19 protein-coding genes and 1 pseudogene are annotated in these 20,134 nt (G+C 46.7%); 10 read left to right on the forward strand and 10 right to left on the reverse strand.

The annotated features are described in order from the left end of the window. Positions 1 to 1,409 (reverse strand): annotated as a pseudogene (locus tag AC1XTG_RS03940) (gliding motility-associated C-terminal domain-containing protein); the annotation flags it as partial. A gap of 284 nt (positions 1,410 to 1,693) precedes the next feature. On the opposite strand from AC1XTG_RS03940, the gene AC1XTG_RS03945 reads away from it, so the two are divergent. From AC1XTG_RS03945 to AC1XTG_RS03955, 3 genes are all read left to right on the forward strand, one after another. Continuing rightward, positions 1,694 to 2,365, forward strand: a complete 672-nt coding sequence (locus tag AC1XTG_RS03945) for a succinate dehydrogenase cytochrome b subunit (RefSeq protein WP_056279346.1) — start codon at positions 1,694 to 1,696, stop codon at positions 2,363 to 2,365. A gap of 59 nt (positions 2,366 to 2,424) precedes the next feature. Then, complete coding sequence (locus tag AC1XTG_RS03950) at positions 2,425 to 4,413, forward strand: fumarate reductase/succinate dehydrogenase flavoprotein subunit (RefSeq protein WP_056279347.1); 1,989 nt, start codon at positions 2,425 to 2,427, stop codon at positions 4,411 to 4,413. Positions 4,414 to 4,486: 73 nt separating this feature from the next. Next, the gene (locus AC1XTG_RS03955) at positions 4,487 to 5,239 is read left to right on the forward strand and encodes a succinate dehydrogenase/fumarate reductase iron-sulfur subunit (RefSeq protein WP_200942731.1); all 753 of its coding nucleotides are present in this window, start codon (positions 4,487 to 4,489) and stop codon (positions 5,237 to 5,239) included. A 72-nt stretch (positions 5,240 to 5,311) separates the two neighbouring features. On the opposite strand, the gene AC1XTG_RS03960 is transcribed toward AC1XTG_RS03955, so the two are convergent. From AC1XTG_RS03960 to AC1XTG_RS03975, 4 genes are all read right to left on the reverse strand, one after another. After that, complete coding sequence (locus AC1XTG_RS03960; protein ID WP_056279351.1) at positions 5,312 to 5,932, reverse strand: OmpH/Skp family outer membrane protein; 621 nt, start codon at positions 5,930 to 5,932, stop codon at positions 5,312 to 5,314. Between the two features lie 101 nt (positions 5,933 to 6,033). Further along, positions 6,034 to 6,381, reverse strand: a complete 348-nt coding sequence (locus AC1XTG_RS03965) for a hypothetical protein (RefSeq protein ID WP_056279354.1) — start codon at positions 6,379 to 6,381, stop codon at positions 6,034 to 6,036. Positions 6,382 to 6,383: 2 nt separating this feature from the next. Next, positions 6,384 to 8,822, reverse strand: coding sequence for a penicillin acylase family protein (locus tag AC1XTG_RS03970; protein WP_484841102.1), 2,439 nt, complete (start codon positions 8,820 to 8,822; stop codon positions 6,384 to 6,386). Between the two features lie 37 nt (positions 8,823 to 8,859). Next, a complete protein-coding gene (locus tag AC1XTG_RS03975; RefSeq protein ID WP_056279358.1) occupies positions 8,860 to 9,588 on the reverse strand; it encodes a copper homeostasis protein CutC in 729 nt (242 codons plus the stop codon). A gap of 298 nt (positions 9,589 to 9,886) precedes the next feature. Between AC1XTG_RS03975 and AC1XTG_RS03980 the strand changes: the two genes are divergently transcribed. Then, positions 9,887 to 10,108: a DUF2795 domain-containing protein gene (locus AC1XTG_RS03980; RefSeq protein ID WP_013927448.1), complete on the forward strand. Its 222-nt coding sequence runs from the start codon at positions 9,887 to 9,889 to the stop codon at positions 10,106 to 10,108. A gap of 186 nt (positions 10,109 to 10,294) precedes the next feature. Further along, positions 10,295 to 10,948 carry an AlbA family DNA-binding domain-containing protein gene (locus AC1XTG_RS03985; RefSeq protein WP_056279359.1) on the forward strand — a complete coding sequence of 218 codons (654 nt, stop codon included), beginning with the start codon at positions 10,295 to 10,297 and terminating at the stop codon, positions 10,946 to 10,948. A gap of 2 nt (positions 10,949 to 10,950) precedes the next feature. Here the strand turns inward: AC1XTG_RS03985 and crcB are convergent, their stop codons facing one another. The 3 genes from crcB to AC1XTG_RS04000 form a co-directional block, all read right to left on the reverse strand. After that, positions 10,951 to 11,334, reverse strand: coding sequence for a fluoride efflux transporter CrcB (gene crcB, locus AC1XTG_RS03990; protein ID WP_056279361.1), 384 nt, complete (start codon positions 11,332 to 11,334; stop codon positions 10,951 to 10,953). A gap of 27 nt (positions 11,335 to 11,361) precedes the next feature. After that, on the reverse strand, positions 11,362 to 11,715 hold the full coding sequence (locus AC1XTG_RS03995; RefSeq protein ID WP_056279363.1) for a DUF3127 domain-containing protein: 354 nt from the start codon (positions 11,713 to 11,715) through the stop codon (positions 11,362 to 11,364). A 79-nt stretch (positions 11,716 to 11,794) separates the two neighbouring features. Next, entirely contained in the window at positions 11,795 to 12,934 is a 1,140-nt protein-coding gene (locus AC1XTG_RS04000; protein WP_484841103.1) for a cystathionine gamma-synthase, read from the reverse strand. A gap of 178 nt (positions 12,935 to 13,112) precedes the next feature. Between AC1XTG_RS04000 and AC1XTG_RS04005 the strand changes: the two genes are divergently transcribed. From AC1XTG_RS04005 to AC1XTG_RS04025, 5 genes are all read left to right on the forward strand, one after another. Next, positions 13,113 to 13,796 carry a TVP38/TMEM64 family protein gene (locus tag AC1XTG_RS04005; protein ID WP_229238520.1) on the forward strand — a complete coding sequence of 228 codons (684 nt, stop codon included), beginning with the start codon at positions 13,113 to 13,115 and terminating at the stop codon, positions 13,794 to 13,796. Positions 13,797 to 13,924: 128 nt separating this feature from the next. Further along, complete coding sequence (locus AC1XTG_RS04010; protein ID WP_484841104.1) at positions 13,925 to 15,508, forward strand: sodium:solute symporter family protein; 1,584 nt, start codon at positions 13,925 to 13,927, stop codon at positions 15,506 to 15,508. Between the two features lie 73 nt (positions 15,509 to 15,581). After that, a complete protein-coding gene (locus tag AC1XTG_RS04015; RefSeq protein ID WP_484841105.1) occupies positions 15,582 to 16,559 on the forward strand; it encodes a dihydrodipicolinate synthase family protein in 978 nt (325 codons plus the stop codon). 25 nt (positions 16,560 to 16,584) lie between these two features. After that, positions 16,585 to 16,908, forward strand: a complete 324-nt coding sequence (locus tag AC1XTG_RS04020; RefSeq protein ID WP_056279372.1) for an RNA polymerase sigma factor — start codon at positions 16,585 to 16,587, stop codon at positions 16,906 to 16,908. A gap of 115 nt (positions 16,909 to 17,023) precedes the next feature. Then, positions 17,024 to 17,899, forward strand: coding sequence for an AraC family transcriptional regulator (locus AC1XTG_RS04025; RefSeq protein ID WP_056279374.1), 876 nt, complete (start codon positions 17,024 to 17,026; stop codon positions 17,897 to 17,899). A 50-nt stretch (positions 17,900 to 17,949) separates the two neighbouring features. Here the strand turns inward: AC1XTG_RS04025 and AC1XTG_RS04030 are convergent, their stop codons facing one another. Beyond that, positions 17,950 to 19,245 carry an MFS transporter gene (locus tag AC1XTG_RS04030; protein WP_056279376.1) on the reverse strand — a complete coding sequence of 432 codons (1,296 nt, stop codon included), beginning with the start codon at positions 19,243 to 19,245 and terminating at the stop codon, positions 17,950 to 17,952. A gap of 24 nt (positions 19,246 to 19,269) precedes the next feature. Then, positions 19,270 to 20,064 carry an alpha/beta fold hydrolase gene (locus tag AC1XTG_RS04035; RefSeq protein ID WP_484841106.1) on the reverse strand — a complete coding sequence of 265 codons (795 nt, stop codon included), beginning with the start codon at positions 20,062 to 20,064 and terminating at the stop codon, positions 19,270 to 19,272. Positions 20,065 to 20,134 lie beyond the last annotated feature (70 nt).

Below are 20,134 nucleotides of genomic sequence, written 5' to 3' on the forward strand. Positions count from 1 at the left end.
GTGGTTTGTGTGACCGGCACGCGGGCTACTTCCTCATAACCTGATCCTGCGGGTATACCCGTGATACAAACGTCCTCGGGGATGTCGGTACACCCTTCTTTTCTGTAAATAACCACCCTTGCGCCTTGTACCTGGCATTTATAGGCTGCCCAGTTGAGCCTGTAAGCAGTACCTGCCGGGTCAGTGGCCGCTACGGCAACCAGCCCGGTGGGCTTAGGCCCGTAGACACGGATGTTCAGGGTCGTCATATCGACGAGCTTGCGGAACAAAGACGGGTTGGGGGTACCACTTGCCGGGGCATCTTCTACCTTGAAGAGCACATCATAGGGTTCCATCCGGATGTGGTTGCAGGAAGTCTGCCAGGTAAACTGGCCCACGACGGTGTTCTGCGAACCTTGCTGGGGGACAGTGAATGCAGCCAGGGCAGGCGGTACCAATGCACTCTGGTACACCCCTCCGGTGGAAGTAAGTGTAAGCCTGTCACCATTCTTGTCAGTGGCCCTGATCTGCTGGTTGATGAAAGTACCTGCTTCCACACAGATGTCATTCAGCGGGTCCATTAACGGGCGGTCATTACGGGCGTCTTCGACCAAAATCTGCATATCCCGAACAATCTGGCCGATTAATATACCATCCCTCCATTCTTCCACGATAAAGGCGACATTATACTGTCCCTTCAATGCAGGCGCATCCCAGACAAGGTCACCTGTGAGTTCATTGATGCTGAAATTAGCGGGTGAAGCACCTGCCTCAGTGCGGCCCGGCGCGCCGATTGCATTGGGGGCGGCGTACGGAATGTTGATTCCAACTCCACCGCCATTACTTTGCTGAGGAACGAAGAGTTTATACGCAAGACTATCGCCATCGGCATCAAATGCATTGGGATTGTGAATGTAACGCTGTCCTACTGCCGCAAGATCAATCGGCGGGTTCAGTAAAACGGGAGTTTGGTTCGGGCCGAATTGCGAGTTGATTTCAAGTGTACTGTGGACAAAGAAGTTGAGCCTGTCGGTCTGCACTCCGTTGTTGAGGTTAACTGTATTTGCATTCCGGTTTTCCATCCTTACGGAAATCTCGTAGGTACTGGCGGCCGGAAATGTGTAAGTGGTGACGTACTCGTTGTAAGTGGTATTGTTGCCGATGTTCCTTATTGCGCTGGGTATGCGGTCAACGCGGCGCGGACCATCAGTTCCGAAGAAGAAATCAACATTGATAGCTGCGTCAGCGGCAGTCTTGCCAGGAGGCGAAACGTCGAAATAGGCAGACAGCTTAATTTCGTAAGTCAGTCCTGATAACCTTTTCGCTGTTATTTCCCCCGCCCGGAAGTGGGTGGCTTTTACCTCGGAAACAGAAAACAGCAGAACGATAAAACTGATTAATGATAGAAGGGAACGTAAAGTACGTGACATATAAGAATAGATAATAGTCTGACCTGAACTCTCAACGAAATTCTTGCTATAAAATGTGTACGGTATTATCAAACAAAAGTAGGTTTTTCGGTGTTCTAAGGCTGTTTCGAACACACTGATTAGCACTCGCTTGCCGGGATCAGAAATTTCTTAATAATGATTATAAATAATACCCCATTCAGCAAAAATGGACAGGTTTTTTTGCCTGACGAGCGTTTGTGATATACCTTTGAATGGTTCTAAATATACCTCATTTTTTTGCACTAAAACCATTTGTGTTTCATATGTCGTGGTTTTCACAAACGTTAACGAGCTCGATCGGGAAAAAGCTTCTGATGGCTCTTACCGGTCTTTTTTTAATTGTCTTTCTGGTCATTCATGCCACCATCAATGCGATGATCTTCTATAATGATGGCGGAGAAACTTTCACCCACTGGGGTCATTTCATGGGTACTAACCCGATCATCAGGACACTGGAAATCGGATTGGTTGCAGGTTTCCTGATCCACATTGCCGACGGCCTTATTTTATGGAAAAACAACAGAGAAGCACGTCCGATCGGGTATGCAGTCACTAATGCTTCTGCAAACAGTACCTGGTATTCCAGAAGTATGGGATTGCTGGGCACGTTGCTGCTGATCTTTCTTGTTATCCACACGGCGCATTTCTGGATTCCCAACCGTTCCAACCAGTTTGCCACAGGCGAGGAGCTGAACTTGTATCAGATGATGCTGGATATATTTCAGAATGAGTGGGTTGTGTTGATTTATGTGTTGGGTTGTATCTCATTGTTCTGGCATTTGCTGCACGGATTCAAAAGCGCTTTCCAGACATTGGGAGCGAACCACGTGAAGTACAATGGTTTGATTTCATTTATAGGAACAGCTTTTTCGATCGTTGTGCCTCTTCTTTTTGCCTTGATGCCGATCGCGATGTATTTGGGTTGGGTCAAATAAACGAGTACCGGTAATACCGGTGATTCTTTCATTTCTAATTTCGATTAAATAAAATTTATATGGCGACTTCATCTCGTCTGGATGCCAAAATACCTCAGGGACCGCTCGAAACTAAATGGAGCAAATACCGTTCTTCGGTGCCGCTGGTAAATCCCGCGAATAAACGTAATCTTGAAATTATCGTTGTTGGTACCGGTCTGGCAGGCGCTTCTGCAGCTGCCACACTGGCTGAGCTTGGATATAAGGTAAAAGCTTTCTGCTTCCAGGATTCACCACGCCGTGCGCACTCCATTGCAGCGCAGGGAGGTATCAATGCTGCCAAAAACTATCAAAATGACGGGGACTCGGTTTACCGTCTTTTTTATGATACAATCAAAGGAGGTGACTACCGCGCAAGAGAAGGAAATGTGCACCGCCTTGCCGAAGTTTCCGGTAGTATTATTGATCAGTGTGTAGCTGCCGGTGTGCCTTTTGCACGTGAGTACGGCGGTTTGCTTTCCAACCGTTCTTTCGGTGGAACGCAGGTTCAGAGAACATTTTACGCTGCCGGACAAACCGGTCAGCAGTTGTTGCTCGGCGCGTATTCAGGTCTGCAGCGTCAGGTTGGTATGGGTACAGTTAAAATGTACAACCGCCACGAAATGCTGGATATCGTAAATATTGACGGTAAATGCCGCGGTATCATTGCAAGAAACCTGGTTACAGGTGAGCTGGAAAGACATGCAGGTCACGCTGTATTGCTTTGCTCGGGAGGTTACGGTAACGTATTCTACCTTTCTACCAACGCAATGGGAAGTAACGTTACCGCCGCATGGAAAGCGCACAAACGCGGTGCATTCTTCGGAAATCCTTGCTTTACCCAAATTCACCCGACCTGTATCCCCGTATCTGGTGAGCACCAGTCTAAGCTGACGCTGATGTCTGAATCGCTTCGTAATGATGGACGGATCTGGGTACCAAAAGCTAAGAACGACAATCGTCCGGGTAATGAAATTCCGGAAGAAGAGCGTGATTACTATCTTGAAAGACGCTACCCTGCATTTGGTAACCTTGTTCCCCGTGACATTGCGTCGCGTGCGGCTAAGGAGCGTTGCGATGCAGGCTACGGAGTAGGAACTTCCAAGCTGGCCGTTTACCTCGATTTCGCTGCTGCGGTTGAGCGTTACGGTAAGGCAGAAGCAAATAAAAACAATATTCACAATGCATCCCATTCAGATATTATTGCCTGGGGTAAAGCGGTGGTGAAAGAAAAATATGGTAACCTGTTTGACATGTACAAGCAGATTACGGGTGAGGATCCTTACGAAGTTCCCATGCGTATTTACCCGGCTGTTCACTATACAATGGGCGGACTTTGGGTTGATTATAACCTGATGACAACCGTACCAGGATTATATGCACTGGGTGAGGCCAACTTCTCTGACCACGGAGCAAACCGTCTCGGTGCTTCCGCTTTGATGCAGGGTTTAGCCGACGGATACTTTGTGATCCCTTACACCATCGGAGCGTATCTGGCTAATGAAATCAGAACAGGTAAAATCTCTACCGACCATGAAGCGTTTGTTCAAACGGAGAAAGAAGTGCGGGACAGAATTGAAAAACTGTTGAGCATTCAGGGTAATACATCTCCTGAATTATTCCACCGCCGGTTGGGTAAGATCATGTGGGATAAGTGTGGAATGGCGCGTAATGAAAAAGGGTTGAAGGAAGCAATCGTAGAAATACGTCAGCTGAGAGAAGAATTCTGGAGGGATGTAAAAGTAATGGGAACAGCTACCTACTTCAATCCGGAGCTTGATAAAGCCAACCGCGTAGCCGACTTTATTGAATTAGGTGAGCTGATGTGTATTGATGCTTTGACCAGGAACGAATCTTGTGGCGGACACTTCCGTGAAGAGTTCCAGACCGAAGAAGGAGAAGCAATGCGCGACGATGATAATTATATGTTCGTGTCTGCGTGGGAGCACAAGGGAGTTGAGCAGTGGGAGCTTCACAAAGAGGAACTGATTTACGAGAACATTAAGATTGCCCAGAGGAGTTACAAATAATTAGTAAAGCCGGATATTGTCCGGGTGTACAATTTATCACAGCATAAAGAATAAGATAGATATGGAAGGAAATATGAGTTTGTCTCTGAAAGTCTGGAGACAAAGTAATAAAGATACAGCGGGCGGTTTTGAAGACTACAAGCTGGATAAAGTTTCCCCTGATATGTCATTCCTTGAAATGTTCGACGTGTTAAACGAACAACTCATTGAAGAAGGAAAAGAACCGGTTGCATTTGACCACGACTGCAGGGAAGGTATTTGCGGAGCTTGCTCAATGTTTATCAATGGACGACCGCACGGTCCGCTGAAAGGAGTTACAACCTGCCAGTTGCACATGCGTTCTTTCAACGATGGAGATACGATCGTAGTAGAGCCATGGAGAGCGGCGGCATTCCCGGTTATCAAAGACCTGGTTGTGGATCGTGATGCATTTGACCGCGTGATTTCAGCAGGAGGTTTTATTTCTGTAAACACAGGAAATGCGCAGGATGCCAACAGTTTGCCAGTTCCGAAGGAAGCGGCTGACGAGGCATTTTCAGCGGCAGCCTGCATTGCATGCGGTGCTTGTGTAGCTGCTTGTAAAAATGCTTCTGCGATGTTGTTTGTATCTGCAAAGATCTCTCAGCTTGCATTGTTGCCACAAGGTCAGGCAGAGCGCAGTATCCGTGCTGAGAAAATGGTAGCGCAAATGGATGCGGAGGGTTTTGGAGCTTGTACCAATACAGGGGCATGTTCGGCTGAATGCCCGAAAGAAATTAGCATGGTGAACATTGCGCGTATGAACCGCGAATATATCGGCGCGAAGTTTTCTTCTTCGGCTGTCTAATAGATTTAATAAGCAACAAAAAAGGTGTCGGTTCCATTGAACCGACACCTTTTTTGTTGGTAACCTGCCAGCTTATTTCTTGGTAGAATCTGCTGCTGCCGGTTTGCCTGATGATTTATATTCTTTGTTCAAGCCGTCCAGAATTTTCTGCGTAACATCCAGCGAAGGATTTGCAAAAAGGATTCCGCCTCCAAGTGAGTAACCAAGGACGTACTCAAAACCATTTTCCTTATTATATTTCTCAATGTAAGAGCGGATGTTTTTATAAAGCTCTTCATTTTTCTTAGCTTCTTCCTGGCCCAATGCTTGTGCCGACTGATCGCGGTACGCCATTAAATCCTGCTGTTTTTTCATCAGCTGCGCCTCAGTGGATCTTGCTTGCTCGGGTGTCATAGTCTGCGCTTTTTGCTGAAAGAATGCAACTTCATTCTGCAGAGAGCGACCTTTGGTATTCAATTCGTTTTCCAGCTGGAAGTTCTTGTTTTCAAGTTCCTTTCTTGTGTCTTTGAAGAACTCGTAATTTTTCAAAAGAGAATCTACCTGAACATAAACTGTCTTGCGGCCTGCCACTACATTACCGTCTGCTGCTACGCCGGCATCGCCCGACGATTTACTTGAAAAGTGAAGGAAGAAAAGTACGGCTACAGCCAATGAAAGCACAATGTTCCAGATCAACGAAGTATTATTGTTCACGTCTTTAAGGTTTAATTTTTTTGCATGAGCCGCAAAGATAAGGATTTGTGTTTAAGTACAATGAATCTTATAGAACCTTAAAAAGGCATTTTTGCAGTGGCTTAACTTTCTGCATTCCGCACGAAAATGTCGCGGATCAGGAATCCCGATAACCCTCCGAATCCGCCCACAAGTCCACCGATTATGCCGCTCACAAGCAGTAGTAAAAGGCCGTCAGGCAGGAAAAATATCTGCGCAATCCGGTCTGAAATCGCGCCGTTTGATATCAGGTGAAAATAGTAGCCGTAACCCAGCCACAACACGCAAATTGCCAGAAAGCTGATCCAAAATGATTTGAAAGCCGCTGTGGGCCACCACAGGTGAACTACAAACGGGACAATGGCGACTACCCACCAGGGAGCGAAGAATTGCAGTATGGCCGTGATGATCAGAATGACGAGGAAGTTCATCTTTATTTCTTTTGAAGGGTGATCCGGGCTGTAAGGCGGGAATGTTGCTGGTCGGGTGCATTGAGGAAGAGCAGTTCATTCAATTCCCCCTTCTCCCATTTACCAAGCATATTAAGGTAATATGGGCTACCCGGATTTCCGGATTGTCCGCCTGGATAGATACCGTAGGCGCGCGGCGTCGGCCCGAGCTCGACGACCATTCTCCATGAAGGTCCATTCCGTTTTGTGATCGCATTGACGATACTACTGCCGCCTCCGGTCGTAATGGGAGGTGCATTAAAGGATTTCAGGCTTCTGCTCAAATGCCGGATTTCGGTACCTTTTACTTTCGACCACTGCCAGGTAGGGCTCATGGTTCCGTGTCGCGCTTTCAGGCTGTCAAGCGTAGCTTTAAAGCTGCCGTAAACAATGTCCGGCATTGTCTCTTTATTAGAAGTAGTAATGTTATCAAACCATTTTTCTTTCGTTTGTTTCAAAAGCAAATACAACGTCCGGTCCCGGCTTGGCAGCTCAGATCCGAATTCATCGCTCCATATCGCATTTCGTAATGCAGGTATCCATTCTTCGAATATGGAAGCAGCAACCGAGTTTGGTGCATTCTGGTAGTTCCAATTGGCTAAAATGATCTTGGCCGCTTTTTCAGACGGAGATAATGCCGTTGTGGATAGTACTTCCAGAAGTTTGGGCAAAATGGTTCTGGCGAGGACACTGAAATTGTCGTTTTGCAAAGCACGGAGGCTGTCTGCATTCGCCTGTGTCATAGCCTGCAAGCGTTCGTTGATTCGGATCGCGCGTTCGGAAGGTGCGAAAACCCAGTTGATATAATAAGGATAAGTCGTGTCTGTACTCGATTGATTGGCACTGCTCACAAATCCTCTCTCAGGATTTTTGACGTAAGGGTTCTGTTCAGCCGGAATCCATCCCTGCCAGTCGTTCCGGTGATCGGTACCATCGAGAATGAATTTACCTTGCTCCTTGTATTTAACAGGCATCTTTCCATTCACGGTAATGGCGATGTTCTTGCTGTTGTCCGCGAAAACGAAATTCTGCGCGGGCCCCACGTATCTGGTTAATGCACTTCGGTAATCGTCATAATTCTTTGCCTTATTCAGCTGGTAAAATGTCATGAAGCTGTTGCCAGGCTCGTGCCCGATCCAGCGGATCGCCAGGTCGGGCTGCTTCGAAGTATTGTCCATTTCGGTAACCGGCCCGTGGTGGGTGTAAACCACCTCTTCTGTCACAGGTGATTTTTCACCTTTGATATAAACCACTTCTTTCCTGATGCGGGTGTTTTTCCATTGGTTTTCATGCCAATATTGCTTCCTGCTGCTGTCTTTGAATTTGATTTTGTATAAATCATAAACGTCAGCGTCCACATTGGTAACTCCCCAGGCTACATTTTGATTGAAGCCGATAATAACACTGGGGATACCTGGCAAAGAAACGCCATACACATTCATCTCGGGCGTATGCAGCTGTACCTGGTACCAGATCGAGGGGAGTGTGAGTTCCAGGTGCGGATCATTGGCCAGGATCGGGTAGCCGGTAATGGATTTCTCAGCGCTGACCGCCCAGTTATTGCTTCCGATCCCTTCTACTTTTTCAAACCTTTTCGCTGGTAAACTAAGTTTTTGAGTTAGGTGCGATCCGGAATTAACACTGTCGGTTGAAGTTAGTTTTTCAGGAATGGCAATTGGTTTAAAATCCCATTTTGTGCCTGACGGAATAATGGGGCTTTCCTGCAATAGCGGATAATCGGGGAAAACCTGATCGATTACCTGTTTACCATATTTTTGAAGCAACTCTGTCATACCTGTCTCATTCGAGCGCCCGGCAAGGGTGAGCGTCATTTGTTCGAGCATGTACATGGTATTAATCGGCTTCCAAGGCTCGGGTTTGTAGCCCAGCAGCTTGAATTCGATAGGATAATCTTTGGGCGCAAGCTGCCTGATGTACGCATTTACTCCGGCAGTGTAGCCCAGCAACGCGGTGCGCGACTGCGGTTCGCTCATGGCCATTTTGAAGTTTGCCTCAGCTCCATAGCCCATTCCGAGCCGGCGGCTCTGCAGATCCATTTCAAGCGTTACCTTGCCGAGTATCTCCGACAGCCTGCCCGAAGCAGCACGAATTTGCAAGTCCATTTGCCACAACCGGTCTCTGGCTGTGATATAGCCTTGGGCGTAGAACAGGTCGAAATCGTTTCTTGCAAAAATGTGCGGCACGCCGGTGTCGTCAAAGCGGATGATCACTTCGCTTTGCAGACTATCGAGTTTAAGTACCAATTCAGTGTCTGAACCCGAGGCATCTTCACCATTTTGGCTGAATCCCGTGAATGGGCTCAGGAATGGTCCCAGTGCAGGAGCAGGTCCGAGGGGTTTGTCGAGAAAATAAATCAGGGCTATGGCAATGGCCAAAGAAACAATCGCTTTAACAATCTTCATAGAGAGGGGACACTTTTGCAGAAAAAGGTCTTTTTGACTACGAAACTACTTGAACCATAGCTTCTATCACTTCAAGCTTACTATAAAGCACCGAACGTTCATCAGGAATTTCACCCGCCATTGAAACGGCTGCCGGGAAGTATTTCTGTCTGGCCGGACGGAATGCTTTTGCGGTAAGGTGCAGGGAATGTACGCCGGCTGCGGCCAGCTCAGCGGCATTTTCAGGATTTACTCCGCCTCCGGCCATAATCTCGATTTTGCCGTTTGCTTCCTTTGCAAGTGCTGCTAGCAGGTCAATCCCCTGAATGGCGCTGGCTTTCTGACCTGAGGTCAGGATTCTTTCAGCGCCGGTTTCTATTACCGCCTTTAATGCTTTGTGCGGATCAGGTGTGAGGTCAAATGCACGGTGGAATGTTACTTTCATTGGAGCGGCATAGTCCACCAGCGCTTTCGTACGTTGCACATCAACTTGCCCCTCTGCATTAAGTATCCCAAGCACAACGCCATTTGCGCCCAGCTTTTTAGCTACATCAATGTCTTTTTTCATGATTTCTTCTTCAAAAAAATCATAGACAAAGTCACCACCGCGTGGCCGGATCATTACATAAAGAGGGATTTCTATATACTGTTTGACGATTTCAATCAGACCGGCGCTGGGGGTAGTTCCGCCTTCACCCAGCCCGCCGCAAAGCTCAATGCGGCCAGCACCTCCGGCTTGTGCGTTAATGCAGGATTCAAGAGAGTACGCGCAAACTTCGATAGTCATAATAATGGTATTTAAGGAACGAAACAGGGAATTTACAAAAAGGTTTGAGGCGACGGACGGCTGTTGAAAGAAATGATTGGAACAGGTAGAAATTAAGGTTCGTCTGGAAGATTTGTCACCGTATTTTCAATAAAGTGATATCTGTAATAACTTGATAAACAGGTGGTTGCTTGGTTGTGGGAAATATTATTTTTAACCAGGCAATTATTTTTGCTTTTTTTCGCTTTAAGCTTTTAAAAGATGTCAAATTTTTTACTTTTGCAAAAAAGTAAAGTAACCATTAATAGGCGAAAATATTATGTACTGGACTCTCGAACTTGCATCGTACCTTGAAGATGCTCCCTGGCCAGCTACCAAAGACGAGCTAATTGACTTTGCAATCAGAACAGGCGCTCCGTTAGAGGTAGTTGAAAACCTACAGGAGCTTGAAGACGATGGTCAACCCTATGAAAGCATTGAGGAAATTTGGCCTGATTATCCGACAAAAGACGATTTCTTTTTTAACGAAGATGAATATTGATAAGAGACGACACTGAAAGGTGTCGTTTTTTGTTTTATAAGGGTTCAGATTTTCGTGAAACTCGCTCCTGAATATTTTTTTTAAATCTGGCAAAACGAATGTATATTGTTAGCGTTAAGAAAGGAAAGACGAGGATATAACCGAAGGTGAGTTTGTCATAATTCAGATATCTATCCATTCTAACTAATGGAGCTTCGATTGTTAAAAGAGCTGGTAAAGAAAGGGGAGGGTGAGCATGTGGAGTTCAAATTGAAATCCAGCCATCCTGAGAAAATTGTCCGCGAAGTTGTCGCTTTTGCCAACACAGGCGGCGGGAAGCTCTTCGTAGGAGTTGGCGACGACAAAACCATCAAGGGGCTGAAAGATGCTGATGAAGATGAATTTACGCTCACCCGGGCGATCGACAAATACATTTATCCCAAAATAAGCTACAAAAAAGAACGCGTTCCCGTCAGCCAGGACAGGGATGTGCTTGTGCTCACTATTCCGCGCAGTGTTGACAAGCCGCATTATGTGGTGGATGAAACCGGTACCCGCCAGGCTTACATCCGTGTAGAAGACAAATCATTGCAGGCGAGCAGGGAGATGAAGGAAATCATGCGCCGAGGCAGAGGTGAGCGCGATATCCGTTTTCAATATGGTGACAAGGAGCAGAAGCTGATGAAGCTGCTGGATGAAAAGCAGTCAGTTACAGTCGATCTTTTTGCAACGGTAGCCGGAATACCCCGGAAAATTGCCTCTAATACTTTGGTAGTGATGGTACTGGCGCGCATTCTGGATGTTCACCCTCAGGAAATGATCGACAAGTTTACAATGTCGATGAGCTATCAATCCAACTGACGTTAAAACACGATCAGCTGTCTTCCCAGCCATAATCCGGCGAATGTGGCAAAGAAACAAAGCAGCAGACTTACAAAAATGTTGAGGAATGCTTCTGTCCAGCGATCACTGACGAAGAGCTGGATCGTCTCGTTGCTGAAAGTAGAAAAGGTACTGAACCCGCCACAAAATCCGATTGCTACGAAAGCGCGGTAGTCCGGAATGTTGGTCGAATTACTTAAAGTTGCCCAGCCGGATAGCAGCCCAAGCAGCAAACAGGCAAGAATATTGGCCGTCAATGTACCAACAGGGAAAATTGACGACCATGAAATGAATGCTCTGGCAACACCATATCTTGCCAGACTACCCAAGCCTCCTCCAATAAATATCAGTAATATATTTTTCAAGTCGGCCTGATGTAAGTGTCAGCTTGATTAGAAAGGAAGATCGTCGGATTCGTCCTCTGTGAAAGTAGTAACAGGAGGAAGCGGGCTGCCGCCGGCAGACGAAGAAGAGCCGCCGCTAGTTGCTTTGTCTACTTTCCAGGCTTTTACCTCTGTGTACCACCGGGAATTGTACTCGCGGCTTTCGATATCAATGGAAGCTGTAACCGACTGGTTAATTTGAAGATCAGCCTGGTCTATTTTATCCCCCCAAAGCGAAATGCAGACTTTTTTCGGATACTGAGAAGGTATTTCAAGAATAAATTCCTGTTTACGCCACATTCCATTCTTGCCCTGGCCTGTTACTTCAGGAAGCAAAGCGATCACTGTTCCCGTTAATTCCATTTATTGTTTTGATTTTTAGTGTTTCAAAAAAGGTGATCCAAAAGTAAGATTTTTGAGATTGAATGGCAACAATCTGCGACTAGCCAATTGCCTGTTCCAGGTCGGCGATCAGGTCCTCTGCATCTTCGATACCTACGCTCAGGCGGATCAATGTGTCTTTCAAGCCCACCTGCTCCCTTTCTGCTTTGGGAATGCTGGCGTGCGTCATACTTGCAGGATGCGTACAAAGCGATTCCACGCCGCCCAGGGATTCGCCGAGAGAGAACAACGTAAGTCGCTCCATGGTGGCGACGGCCTCTTCATAAACGTCGCCTTTTAGCTCAAAAGAAAGCATTCCGCCAAAATCCCGCATTTGCTTCCGGGCTATTTCATGACCAGGATGCGAAGGGAGCCCCGGATAATAAACCTTGCCGACCTTTGGATGGTTTGAAAGCCAGGTCGCAATCTGCATGGCATTTTCACAATGCCTTTGCATCCGGATATGCAGCGTTTTCAGTCCTCTCAAAACAAGGAAGCAATCCTGCGGACCGGGTACCGCGCCAGCTGCATTCTGGATGAATGCAAGTTGCTTTGCCAGTTCCGTATCGTTGGTGACCAATGCGCCCATTACAGTATCCGAATGCCCGCCGAGGTACTTGGTTACGGAATGCATTACAATATCTGCTCCCAGGTCAAGCGGGTTTTGCAGGTAAGGCGAGGCAAATGTGTTATCGACGGCACAGAGGATATTTCGTCCGTTACAAAGCGCAGTGATTTGTTTGATATCAATGATTTTGAGGAGCGGGTTCGTAGGTGTTTCGATCCAGATCATCCTTGTTTTGTCTGAGATAGCTTCTGTCACATTCCCGGCATCGGACATATCCACAAACTTGAAAACTAACCCATAACCTTCATAAATGCGCTTCATGATCCGGTAAGTGCCGCCGTAAATGTCGTTGGTGACGATGATTTCGTCGCCCGGCTTGTACAGCCTCAGTACCGCGTCGGTAGCAGCCATTCCGGAGGAAAAACAAATCCCGTGCTGCCCGTTTTCCAATGCTGCCAATGCATTTTGCAAAGCAGTTCGGGTCGGATTGTGGGTGCGGGAGTATTCGTAGCCTTTATGCTTTCCAGGACTTTCCTGTACGTAGGTGGAAGTCTGGTAGATTGGCGTCATAATAGCGCCGGTAGTCGGGTCGGGTGTTACACCTGCGTGTATTGCTTTGGTTCCGAATTTCATTGGGATGTTTGTAGTGCCACGAAGACACGAAAATACACGAATAAGACAATTGATAATGCACTTTTATGCTGCCCGGAAATTTAGGCGGCCTGCATAAAAGGCAAGCCCATTAAAAACCTTTTGTACAAACAAGTGGTTATCTGAATGCAGAGACAGCATACTTAGCCGCACTACAGCCGTGGAAAAATCTACTCCCAAAAAATTCTCGTTACCCGTGGTTATCAGTGTGCTGATGACCATTGTTCCACTGCTGACTACTTCGCTTCTCACTGCCTGGGCAATCAATAACGAGCAGTTTCTGCGAGCCATGCCGCTGGGCTGGTGGATTGGGATTACCTTAATACTGACGATTGCGTCTTCAGTAGCACTTACGCCGCCTACCTTTCTTGCACTTGTTTACGGTTATTTTTTGGGTTGGAAATCAATTCCGATGCTGTTCGGGATGAACCTGGGTGCTATCGCATTGATCTACGTTTCTGCCAACTATTTGCATGCTACTTCACTGAGAAAGCACTTAATGCAGATTTATCCGCAGGTTGGAAGCTTGTTAAGTCGCTTTTACAAGAACGAACTGCGGCTGATCTTTTTTGCCAAACTTTCACCTGTTCTTCCATTTGCGATCACCAACCTCTTTTTTGCAATGGCGGGCGCGCGTTTCAAGCAGGTACTTGCCGGCGGTACACTGGGAATGATCCCACGCACAGTTCTAGCTGTTTGGGCTGGGAGAGAAGCTCAGGATATCAGGTACCTGCTGGAGCATCCCAATGAGGGACTTGCTACCAAAGTGGTTTTGGTCCTGCTGATCATCGTTTCTACAATTGGGGTGGGTTATTTCTTTCGGGAGCGAAAAATAGTAGGATAGTTACGCTATCCTTTGAGGAAAATAGCTTTTCTTGCTAAGATCCTACAATAATACGCTACGAAACCATATAAACCCATTGACTTCATCCTGTTTCTTTGTGGTAAAGTTATAATTCATCCAAAATCAGAATGAAATCCTTACCATTTATAGATCTGGTTATTGTGCTAGCCTATCTGGCAGGGATGGTGGGTGTAGGAATTTACTTTTCAAGAAAGAATACGACTGCCGATCAATTCACAAAAGCTTCGGGCCGGATACCGGGCTGGGCAATCGGGATCAGCATTTATGCTACCTTTTTAAGCAGTAACACCTTTCTGGGAGTTCCGGGAAAAGCATTCGGGAGTAACTGGAATTCATTTGTATTCAGTTTATCAATGCCGCTGGCAGCCTGGGTTGCAACGCGGTTTTTTATACCATTTTACAGAAATACGGGCGCTGTTTCGGCCTACACCCATCTTGAACACAGGTTTGGTCCCTGGGCGCGGACTTACGCTGTTGTCTGTTTTCTGCTGACACAGCTGGCGCGAATGGGATCTATCTTTTTCGGGATTGCACTGAGTTTGCAGGCATTGACAGGATATGAAATGTCGACGATCATGATCGTAGTCGGGATTTGTATTGTGTTATATACAGTAATGGGCGGAATGGAGGCGGTAATCTGGACAGAGGTGGTACAGGGGGTGATCAAGACCGTCGGCGCATTGGTTATCCTTTATCTGGTGATCGCAGGAATGGACGGAGGTGTATCCAGGATTATGGATATCGGCAGTGCCGAGAACAAATTCAGTCTCGGAACATTTGCGCCGGATTTTACGCAATCCTCTTTTTGGGTGGTGTTGCTCTACGGGTTTTTTATGAACCTGAACAATTTTGGAATGGACCAGAATTACGTGCAGCGCTACCATACTACCACATCGGTAAAAGAGGCTGCCGGGTCGGTCTGGCTCTGTGTTTATCTCTATTTGCCGGTTTCACTGATGTTTTTCTTTCTCGGATCCTGCCTCTACGCATATTACCAGAGTAATCCCGAGCTTCTTGAAACGATTAAAATGCAGGTTGCGACGGAGCGGCTGCCAACCGGAAGTCAGGAAGCGATCAGAGGATTGGCGGCTACATTGCTACCTGCTGATTACGGCGACAAGGTAATGCCGCATTTCATGGTAACGAAAGTGCCCGTAGGATTGCTAGGGCTCATTATCGCAGCAATTATGTCGGCTGCAATGAGCACGATCAGTTCGGGAATGAATGCCTCCGCTACGGTATTTTCAGTTGATATTTATCAGAAATACATCAAGTCAGACTTGTCTCAGAAAGAGTCGCTGCGGCTGTTATACATTGCTACAACGGTGTTCGGCTTGCTGGGCATGCTGACAGGAATTGCGATGATCGGAGTGAAAAGCGTATTGGATGTTTGGTGGATGCTGTCGGGTATTTTTGCCGGCGGAATGCTCGGATTGTTCCTGTTAGGGATTATTTCAAGACAAACCCGGAATGCGGAGGCATTAACCGCCACGCTGATCGGCATTGTGGTGATTATCTGGATGACATTCTCAGGCCAGCTACCCGATGAATACGCATACCTCCGTAACCCATTGCACCAGAACATGATCATGGTGGTAGGGACGCTCACGATCTTTTTAATCGGAATGCTCCTGACCAGGCTGAAAAGAAAACGAACTGCCGAAAGGGAAGTGATACTGGACAATAAATAAATGCGCTGAGCAAAAACGGAGAGTCAGGCTTATATTATTTCAATAACAACACCAATTTTAATTGTTACTCAACATGACAAATGCACAAACGTCACGTTCGCTGCCGCAGGGGTTTATTCCGGTTATGCTTACACCCTTTCTGGAATCAGGAGCAGTCGATTTTGAAGGGCTGAAAATGCTGACTGAAATGTACCTTGAAGCCGGTGCAGCGGGGCTGTTTGCCAACTGTTTGTCGAGTGAAATGTTTGAATTAACGGAATTTGAGCGTCTGGAAGTAACCCAGACCGTTGTGGACCAGGTCGCCGGAAGAGTGCCGGTGGTAGCCACAGGAACCCTGGGCGGATCGGTTGAGCAACAAGCAGATTTTGTAAAACGTATATACAATACCGGAATAGATGCTGTGATCGTAATTACAGGTTTGCTGGCTGAGGAGCATGATCCGGAGGAGGTATTTGAAACAAATGTGAAAAAGCTGCTGGCTCTTACAGAGGAGATTCCGCTTGGCTTTTACGAATGCCCGGTCCCGTACAAGCGGTTAATCGACAGCAAATTGCTGGGTGAGCTGGTACAGACCCGGCGAATTGTTTACCATAAAGATACCTGTCTCGATATCGGAGAAGTTGTTAACCGAATTAAAGCTACGGAAGGATTCAGGTTTGGCTTGTATGATGCATATATGGTGAATGCAACTGCCTCGCTCCGGGCCGGGGCTGCCGGGTTATCATGCATTCAGGGCAACATATATCCCGAACTCGTGGTGTGGATATGCAATCATTACAATGATGCATCCCGCGTCGCAGAGGCAGACAGGTTGCAGGCATTCTTTAATGATTCAATGGATATCGTGCATACAGCCTACCCGGTTATTGCGAAGTACTGCCTTCAAAAACGAGGTTTCCCTATTTCACTTTATACCAGGAGAGAAGTGGATGCATTGACCGAAGAAGTGAAGGATCGTGCCGATAAATTACTGGCAGAAGCGGACCAGCTTCGCAGTGAGCTTGGAATTGACAGCATTTTTAAGAACAGCTTCGCAGTGCCTTTGAAATAATACAAACATTTAAATCAAAAAAATCATGGCCTTCCCGACCCAGCAGATTTTGCACCGCATTACCGAAGGAGATAAGGTCGCGTTTACGCAGCTTTGCACCTATTTTCGTGAACCTGCCATGAGCCTTTGCAGGGTTATTTTGAAAGATGAAGGCGAGGCAGAGGCAGTAACAAGCCACGTTTTTGAGAAGATCTGGGAAGACAGGATCAGGTTGGAGGCGGAAGAGAATTTTCAATCATACCTGTTCCTTAATTTGAAAAATCAGATTTTTACGGAGATGAGGAAGTACCAGGACCTTGACGTGCGGCAAGCCTACCTCGACAAAATGGGTGCAGTCCACAGATCCTAGTGAAAGTGCACAGGCTTGTAGAACTTTTTGACAAAAGACCGGATAGATAAACAAATATTACTCTTTAAATGAATAGCAGACAGATACCTAAACCCTGTCACACTGGACATTTGAAATGAAACCTCATTTTCACAAAGTTCCGATACCTTCGCGAACTTCATTCAGCATCCGCCATGAAAAAGACGCCGGCTTTGGTACAGTCTGGCACTATCACCCTGAGCTTGAATTGCATTATCTGGTAAGAGGCAAGGGAGTACGCTTTATTGGTGACAGTATCAGCAATTTTTCAGACGGCGAGCTGATCCTTTTGGGAGAAAATCTGCCGCATACCTGGCGCGTAGAGGAAGGCGCGGCCAACACAGCTGTTGAAGTAGTTATTATCCATTTCCTGCCGAATTGCCTTGGTGGTGATTTTTTGCTTCTACCGGAAGCTTACCAGATCCCTAAACTTTACGAAAAAGCGAAGCGCGGACTTCTGATTTCGGGCAGTGCAAAAGAGAAAATAGTCGAGTTGATGTATTCCACCGTGAATGCACAAAACCTTGACCGGCTGATCGCGCTTTTGTCTATTTTGAAAATACTGGCGGAAACAACGGAATACGAGACCATTGCTTCTGCTCACGCATTTTATAAGTCGAACGATTCTGAAACGCTGCGGCTTAACAAAATTTACGCATACACATTGTCCAACTACCGGAATGACATCACATTGCAAGACGTGGCTTCTATCGCTAATCTTGGGATAACATCGTTTTGCCGGTACTTCAAGTTAATGACCAAGAAGACTTACAATGACTTCCTCGTGGAAATACGCATTAGTCAGGCTTGCAGGTTATTGATTGAGGATAAGCTGGCAACGGAGGTAATCTGCTTCGAATGCGGTTTCAACAATGTCTCCAATTTTTACAGGCATTTCAAGAAGGTAACAGATATGACTCCGCTTGAATACAAAAGGAAGTATTTGTATAAAACCACACCTGAGATGATCTGAGAGCTGTTTATGTGTTTTTAAGATTAAATATCAGCTGTTGCTACGGAAGGTTAATGGTCTTCGATGAGGGAAGTATGTTTTGTGTCTTTCATGCGGATATAGATCACCAGCGATATGAAAATGCAGATGGTCACATACCAGTAATAGTAGCTTTCGTGTCCCAGGTTTTTAAACCAGAGCGCAAAATACTCCGCCGTTCCTCCGAAGATTGCGACTGTAAGCGAGTAGGGGAGCCCCACGCCCAGTGCCCTGACTTCCACTGGAAATAGCTCGGCTTTTACCACTGCATTAATGGAAGTATACCCGCTTACAATGATCAGCGCGGCCATTAAAAGCGCAAAAGCCGACCACATATCCGTTGTTTTGCTCAATGTAGTTAAGAGCGGGTAAGTGCAGATGGTACCCAATACACCAAAAGATATCAGCAATGGGCGCCTGCCAATGCGATCGCTCAACGCGCCGAAAAGCGGCTGCAAAGCTGCGAAAATAAAGAGAGAGCAAAAGGTGAGGATCGTAGATTGGTATTTGGTAAGCCCGACGGTGTTAACCAGAAACTTCTGCATGTAAGTGGTATAGGTATAAAAAGCGAGCGTGCCGCCGAGTGTCAGACCGATTACAATCAATATTGCCCGGGGATGTTTGAGCAGCTCTTTCAATGAGCCTTCTTTTTTTACTTCCTGTGTTTTTGTCTGAAATGCTTTTGTTTCAGTTAAATGTGCGCGCAGGTACAGGGCGATCAGTGATAATGCGGCACCGAAAATGAAGGGAATGCGCCAGCCCCATTCGTGCATTTGCTTGTCAGTAAGAAATATGTTTTGAAGGATCAGCTGCAAGCCAAGTGCAATGAGCTGTCCACCGATTAATGTCACATATTGAAAACTCGAATAGAAACCACGCCGCTTCTCAGTTGCTACTTCGCTCAGGTAAGTGGCCGAAGTACCGTACTCGCCGCCTACGCTCAATCCTTGCAGCAAGCGCGCGATCAGCAGCAGGATTGGCGCTAAAATACCGATGCTGTTGTACCCCGGTAAAAATGCGATGAGCAGAGAGCCGAATGACATCAGTAACACCGACAATGTCATCGCGACTTTCCTGCCTCTCGTATCAGCCAGTTTCCCGAAGACATACCCGCCGATTGGTCGCATTAAAAATCCGACTGCAAAAATACCTGCTGTGTTGATCAGCTGTACCGTCGGGTTGGAGTCCGGGAAGAAGGTACTTGCGAAATAGAGCGAAAAAGCGGAGTAGGCATACCAATCGTACCATTCAACCAGGTTCCCGGCGGAGCCGCCGATGATCGCCTTTAACCGCCAGTTGGTGTCATTTTGAGGTAAATGTTGCTGCATAACGTCAGATGGGTGTCTGACAAGTTACTCAAATAATGTACAAATCCACGCAGCAGAATGTGCAACCAGTTGCGAGTGGCCGCTTTTTAGACGGATAGTCTGATTAGCAGGCAGCAACCTGGCTAGCTTGCTGACGGTGTGAGGTTTTAAGAGCTTGTCAAACTCGCCGGTAAACAGAAATATACGTGCGTTGTGAGCCTTTGCAAGCCTGCCTATTTGGGGAATGTCAAACCGGAGATTCTTGAATGCAATCCACGAACGTAGAATAGTGCTCCGTTTTTCTGGTGTGTTGAGAACGTGTTGTGTAAAGCGGATCAGGCTGCTGTTAACGAGGTTCAATTTTTCGAGAATCAGGATTGTTTTAAAGAAGAATGCAGGTTTTTGCATTAGCTGTCGAAAAAGTGACCGGCCGAATGCATTCCGCGTTGCAATAGAGTATAGGGGATTTTCAGAAACTCCGTCCGGGGCAATGAGATAAACATGCCCGATCCTGTCGGCAAAAGCTTCCAGCGTAGCCAATGCAAATCTGCCGCCCATGCTGAAACCTATGACATCGAAATCGGCAATGTCGTTCTTGATTAAAAAGTCGCTGAGCAACTCTTTCCAGAATGGTTTTGAAATGACGTCAACTTTTGAGTTTGCATTGCTTCCGTGGAAAAAAAGGTCGAATGCGTAAATGGTATAGTGCTTTCCCAGTAAGTGTTCGACAGGCTTAAAACAACTCAGTCCATCCTGCCCGATACCGTGAAATGCGAGGAGAATGCGTGGGCCGTGGCCGAGTTTGTGGTAGGGGAGATTTTGAGCTATATAATTACTCATAAGCATCTCGGCGGTACTTAACACCGGAAATTTCAACAATCCGGATTGTATCTTCAATTAAATATAGCAC

Source organism: Dyadobacter sp. HNCC25DJ183, from assembly GCF_056895175.1.